The sequence below is a fragment of the Polaromonas sp. genome (genome assembly GCF_030689685.1).
Lineage (GTDB): Bacteria > Pseudomonadota > Gammaproteobacteria > Burkholderiales > Burkholderiaceae_C > Polaromonas.
The window spans coordinates 1-5,418 of record NZ_JAUYEY010000047.1 but is presented as its reverse complement, the minus strand read 5'-3'; the positions used below and the strand labels follow the sequence as shown (position 1 = coordinate 5,418).

Sequence of the window (5,418 nt, the reverse complement as noted above, 5' to 3'; positions counted from 1 at the left end):
AGCCTTTGGCTTCGCCGCCGAATTTGGCCGCGAGCACGGTCGTGATCGCTGCCGTCAGCGTGGTCTTGCCATGGTCAACGTGCCCAATCGTGCCTACGTTGACGTGCGGTTTGGTCCGCTCAAATTTGCCTTTTGCCATTTAAAAACTCCAGTAAAGAACGTGCCCGTGTCTGTTTAACGTCTCCAGCTGAGGCCTCGCCACGGGCAGCGGGCCAACCACAAAAGTGGCGCCGAAGACAGGGATTCCAGTCCAGCAACCGCCACGGAACCGGCTTTGCCGGGCTGTAGGCGGTGCCCCCTCAAGGGGGAGGCGGCAAAGCCGCCCCGGGGGTGTACTTTTATTTTGCGCGTGCAGCCATGATGGCTTCGGACACATTGCGCGGGGCCTCGGAGTAATGCTTGAACTCCATGGTATAGGTGGCACGACCCTGCGACATCGAACGCAGCGTGGTCGAGTAACCGAACATTTCTGACAGCGGCACTTCGGCCTTGATGGCCTTGCCGCCACCCAGCATGTCTTCCATGCCCTGCACCATGCCACGGCGCGAGGACAAATCGCCCATCACGTTGCCGGCATAGTCTTCAGGCGTTTCCACCTCGACCGCCATCATCGGCTCCAGAATCACCGGGCTGGCCTTGCGGCAGCCTTCCTTGAAGCCAAAAATCGCGGCCATCTTGAAGGCCATCTCGTTCGAGTCCACATCATGGTAAGAGCCGAAATGCAGCGTCACCTTGACGTCCACCACCGGGTAACCGGCCAGCACACCAGACGTTACCGCCTCGTGAATGCCTTTTTCAACCGCAGGAATGTATTCGCGCGGCACCGTTCCGCCCTTGATGGCGTCAACAAACTCAATGCCCTTGCCTGGCTCGTTCGGCTCAATCTTGAGCACGACGTGACCGTATTGGCCTTTGCCGCCGGACTGGCGCACGAACTTGCCTTCGGCATCTTCGATGGTCTTGCGAATGGTCTCGCGGTAAGCCACCTGCGGCTTGCCGACGTTGGCTTCCACGCCGAACTCGCGCTTCATGCGGTCAACAATGATTTCCAGATGCAACTCACCCATGCCGGCAATCAGGGTCTGGCCGGACTCTTCGTCGGTCTTGACGCGGAACGAAGGGTCTTCCTGGGCCAGGCGCTGCAAAGCAATGCCCATTTTTTCCTGGTCCACCTTGGTCTTGGGCTCGACAGCCTGGGTAATCACAGGCTCGGGGAAAACCATGCGCTCGAGCATGATGATGGCGTCTGGATCACACAGGGTCTCGCCGGTCGTCACGTCTTTCAGACCCACACAGGCGGCGATGTCGCCGGCGCGGATTTCGCTGACTTCTTCGCGGTTGTTCGCGTGCATCTGCACGATACGGCCGATACGCTCTTTCTTGCCCTTGATCGGGTTGAAAACGCTGTCGCCTTTTTTCAGCACGCCGGAGTACACGCGCACGAAGGTGAGCTGGCCCACGAACGGGTCAGTCATCAGCTTGAATGCCAGTGCCGAGAACTTCTCGCCATCGTCGGCCTTGCGGGTGACAGGCACCTCATCTTCGTCCATACCCTTGACGGGTGGAATGTCGATGGGCGACGGCATGAATTCAATCACGGCGTCGAGCATGCGTTGCACGCCCTTGTTCTTGAATGCAGAGCCGCAGTACATCGGCTGGATTTCGCTGGCGATCGTGCGTGTGCGAATGCCCAGCTTGATCTCGTCTTCGGTCAAATCACCTTCTTCAAGGTATTTGTTCATGAATTCTTCAGACGCTTCAGCGGCGGCTTCAACCATCTTCTCGCGCCATTCCTTGGCCAACTCAAGCAGCTCGGCCGGAATTTCGCGGTAGTCGAACAACATGCCCTGCGAGGCCTCATCCCAGATGATGGCTTTCATCTTGATCAGGTCCACCACGCCGGTGAAGTTTTCTTCAGCGCCGATAGGGATCACCATTGGAACCGGGTTGGCCTTCAGGCGCAGCTTCATCTGCTCTACGACTTTGAAGAAGTTGGCACCGGTGCGGTCCATCTTGTTGACAAAAGCCAGACGCGGCACTTTGTACTTGTTGGCCTGGCGCCAGACCGTCTCGGACTGGGGCTGCACGCCACCCACAGCGCAATACACCATGCAGGCACCGTCAAGCACACGCATGGAACGCTCGACTTCAATCGTGAAGTCAACGTGGCCAGGGGTGTCAATGATGTTGATGCGGTGTTCTGGCAGGGACTTGTCCATGCCCTTCCAGAAGCAGGTGGTTGCAGCCGAAGTGATCGTGATGCCACGCTCCTGCTCCTGCTCCATCCAGTCCATGGTGGCCGCGCCGTCGTGCACTTCACCAATCTTGTGGTTCACACCGGTATAGAAGAGCACACGCTCGGTGGTGGTGGTCTTGCCGGCATCAATGTGCGCGGAGATACCAATATTGCGGTAGTTTTCAATGGGGGTAGCGCGGGGCATAAATAACTTTCAGTTCGGGATTGCGAACAAAGAGAAACGACTCGTTGAAAAACTGCCTACCCAGGCATCTCTCGTGTTTTTCTACGCGTCTGCCGTCAGGGCCTTGTGCGCCCAGAGGCAGAGTGGGGTTGAACCACCCGGAATCAAGGCGTTTGACACCTTGCCCCCGACCGGCAACCCATCAAATCAAAGGCAGCAAATACCGCCAGCGAAAATCAGAAGCGGAAGTGGCTGAACGCCTTGTTGGCTTCGGCCATGCGGTGAACTTCGTCACGCTTCTTCATGGCGCCGCCACGGCCTTCGGTGGCCTCCATCAACTCATTGGCCAGGCGCAGGGACATGGACTTCTCGCCACGTTTTTTAGCGGCTTCCTTCAGCCAGCGCATGGCCAGGGCCATACGGCGGACCGGGCGCACTTCAACGGGTACCTGGTAATTGGCGCCACCCACGCGGCGGGACTTCACCTCAACCATGGGCTTGATGTTGCCGATGGCCATGTGAAAGGCCTCCAGCGGGTCTTTGCCCGGGTTCTTTTTCTCGATGAAGTCGAGTGCGCCGTAAATGATGCGCTCTGCAACGGCCTTTTTGCCGCCTTGCATGATCACGTTCATGAATTTGGCAAGGTCAACATTGCCGTATTTAGGATCAGGAAGAATTTCACGTTTAGGGACTTCGCGACGACGTGGCATTTTTTCACCTCTTTGCTTCAGTTGGCACTGCCGTTTCGGGCCATGCCGCGAGGGTTATCAAAACCCTCACTTACTCGACCGGTGCAACTATTTGCACTTGGGTCACTTCGTTCAGCTCACCTGCCAGAGCGAGCCAAACACCATATTTTTTCACCTTGTTTTGACGACGCTGTGACACATCATCTGGCGCAAACCGCGAGGTTCGGGCCGATTTGGCTTATTTGGCCTTTGGCTTTTTCGCACCGTACTTGGAGCGCGACTGCTTGCGGTCTTTCACGCCTTGCAGATCGAGCGAGCCACGGACGATGTGGTAACGCACACCAGGCAAGTCCTTGACACGACCGCCGCGAACCAGCACAACGCTGTGTTCCTGCAGGTTGTGGCCTTCGCCGCCGATGTAGGAGATGATTTCAAACCCGTTGGTCAGGCGCACCTTGGCGACTTTACGCAGAGCGGAGTTTGGCTTCTTGGGCGTCGTGGTGTACACACGGGTGCACACACCGCGGCGCTGCGGAGAGTTTTCCATCGCAGGGCTCTTGGACTTGATCTTTTCGACCTCGCGCCCCTGACGGACTAGCTGATTAATGGTTGGCATGTAAAAACGTCCCTAAACGTCTGATTTCTGACTTGACTAAATACGTGAATATTTACGTGAAAACGAAAATCTCCCCGGAATTCCGGAAAAGCCTTCGAGTGTAGCAGTTTGAGGGGCAGGCTGCAAATCTGAGCCTTTTCCAACGTGGTATGAGCCTGAGCAGAGGCCTGTATTTCCAATCAGGAATGAGCCTGAAGCCGTAATTTGAGGTGACTTTTGGTGAGTGGGTTGATCATCCCAAGAATGGTGATCAACATGGATGAGTCCCAGCTTCGCACGATTGAGCAAATCGATCAATTTCTTATTGCCAGTGCCGATGTCGCGTTTACGGCCCACGGTGGCGAAGTGGAGCGTTACGCCCACATCAGCCGGGTGCTCCAGCGCTTTGACTACCCCCGCTGCAGCAAACACGACCGTGGCGTGCTGCTGCGCTACCTGCAACACACCAGCGGCTACAGCCGTGCCCAGATCACACGACTGGTGGCGCAATGGCACACCAACCGCCTGTCCAACGTACCGCTCGCCAAGCGCTACCGGGCTCCTGTAGCGCCCTTTGCGCGCAAGTACACCGCCTTGGATATCGAGCACCTGGTGGAGATGGACAAAGCGCACGAGGATGTTTGCGGCCCGGCCATCATTCACCTCCTCAAACGAGCCTTTCACGACTATGGCGATGAGCGCTACGAACGCTTGGCTACGCTGTCTTCTTCGCACCTGTACAACCTGCGCAAAAGTGCTGGCTACCAGTGCCTGCGGGTGAGTTTTACCAAGACCCACCCGGTGTGCAATTCCATCGGCGTACGCAAGGCACCATGCCCCAACGGCAGGGCTGGCTTTGTGCGTATCGACAGCGTTCACCAGGGCGACGAAGACGGCATCAAAGGGGTCTATCACATCACCTGTGTGGACAGCACTTCACAGTGGCAAGTCGAAGCTTGTGTGCAGGGCATCAGCGAGGCATTTTTGCTGCCGGTGCTGGAGCTGGTGATGGAGCAGTTTCCCTTTGTCATCGAAGGCTTCCACTCCGACAACGGCTCCGAATACATCAATCACAAAGTTGCCAAGATGCTGGAAAAACTGCGCATCGAGCAAACCAAATCACGCTCGCGCCAGAGCAACGACAACGCCTTGGCCGAGAGTAAAAATGCCAGTGTGGTCAGGAAGCATATGGGCTACAGCCACATCCCGCAAAAGTACGCCCAGCCGATCAATACGTTTTACCAGGAGGTGTTCAACCCGTGGCTCAATCTGCACCGTCCCTGCATGTTTGCAACCAGCAAAGTCAACCACAAAGGCAAGGTCGTTAAAGTCTACAAACACGCCGATGTAAAGACTCCTTTGGAGGCGCTGGTGAAGCTAAACGAACTGGGCCTGGTGAGGTTCAAAACAGACACGATGCTGGTGGATTTGTTAGCGCAGGCCAGGCAGCAAACGGACCTTGCTGCGGCGCAGGATATGCAGCAAGCCAAAAACGAATTGTTTGCCAGCTTTGCAAAACAAAAACAGCGGGCGTGATGCATTCGGAGTGAATTGTGGCGCTCGCAAAGGGGGGGGGGCCTCCGGCGGCCTGGCAGGGGCCTGATTTAAAAAATTCCGCAAGCCCTTAAACTTCCCTTTTCAACCTGGTCAGCCCGCACATCGAAATTACCCAAATTGCGAACCCTTCAGGCTCATACCTGAATTGGAAAATACT

The 5,418-nt window shown here is 56.5% G+C and carries 5 protein-coding genes; 1 reads left to right on the top strand and 4 read right to left on the bottom strand.

Annotated elements, in window-relative coordinates; genetic code table 11:
- From Q8O29_RS11805 to rpsL, 4 genes are all read right to left on the bottom strand, one after another.
- Nucleotides 1–139: GTP-binding protein (locus Q8O29_RS11805; RefSeq protein ID WP_304838772.1), on the bottom strand; the 139-nt coding region annotated here is incomplete at its 3' end.
- Nucleotides 140–338: 199 nt separating this feature from the next.
- Nucleotides 339–2,441: an elongation factor G gene (fusA, locus tag Q8O29_RS11800; RefSeq protein ID WP_305563006.1), complete on the bottom strand. Its 2,103-nt coding sequence runs from the start codon at nucleotides 2,439–2,441 to the stop codon at nucleotides 339–341.
- 215 nt (nucleotides 2,442–2,656) lie between these two features.
- Nucleotides 2,657–3,130, bottom strand: coding sequence for a 30S ribosomal protein S7 (gene rpsG / locus Q8O29_RS11795; protein WP_188710046.1), 474 nt, complete (start codon nucleotides 3,128–3,130; stop codon nucleotides 2,657–2,659).
- A gap of 217 nt (nucleotides 3,131–3,347) precedes the next feature.
- A complete protein-coding gene (rpsL, locus tag Q8O29_RS11790) occupies nucleotides 3,348–3,725 on the bottom strand; it encodes a 30S ribosomal protein S12 (RefSeq protein ID WP_092130055.1) in 378 nt (125 codons plus the stop codon).
- Between the two features lie 255 nt (nucleotides 3,726–3,980).
- On the opposite strand from rpsL, the gene Q8O29_RS11785 reads away from it, so the two are divergent.
- Nucleotides 3,981–5,240, top strand: coding sequence for an integrase (locus Q8O29_RS11785; RefSeq protein WP_305563002.1), 1,260 nt, complete (start codon nucleotides 3,981–3,983; stop codon nucleotides 5,238–5,240).
- The last annotated feature ends 178 nt before the right edge of the window (nucleotides 5,241–5,418 follow it).

Excerpts from the sequence above, each read along its gene's own strand:
- rpsG (WP_188710046.1), bottom strand. The coding sequence starts at position 3,130 with ATGCCACGTCGTCGCGAAGTCCCTAAACGTGAAATTCTTCCTGATCCT.
- Q8O29_RS11785 (WP_305563002.1), top strand. The coding sequence starts at position 3,981 with ATGGATGAGTCCCAGCTTCGCACGATTGAGCAAATCGATCAATTTCTT.
- fusA (WP_305563006.1), bottom strand. The coding sequence starts at position 2,441 with ATGCCCCGCGCTACCCCCATTGAAAACTACCGCAATATTGGTATCTCC.
- rpsL (WP_092130055.1), bottom strand. The coding sequence starts at position 3,725 with ATGCCAACCATTAATCAGCTAGTCCGTCAGGGGCGCGAGGTCGAAAAG.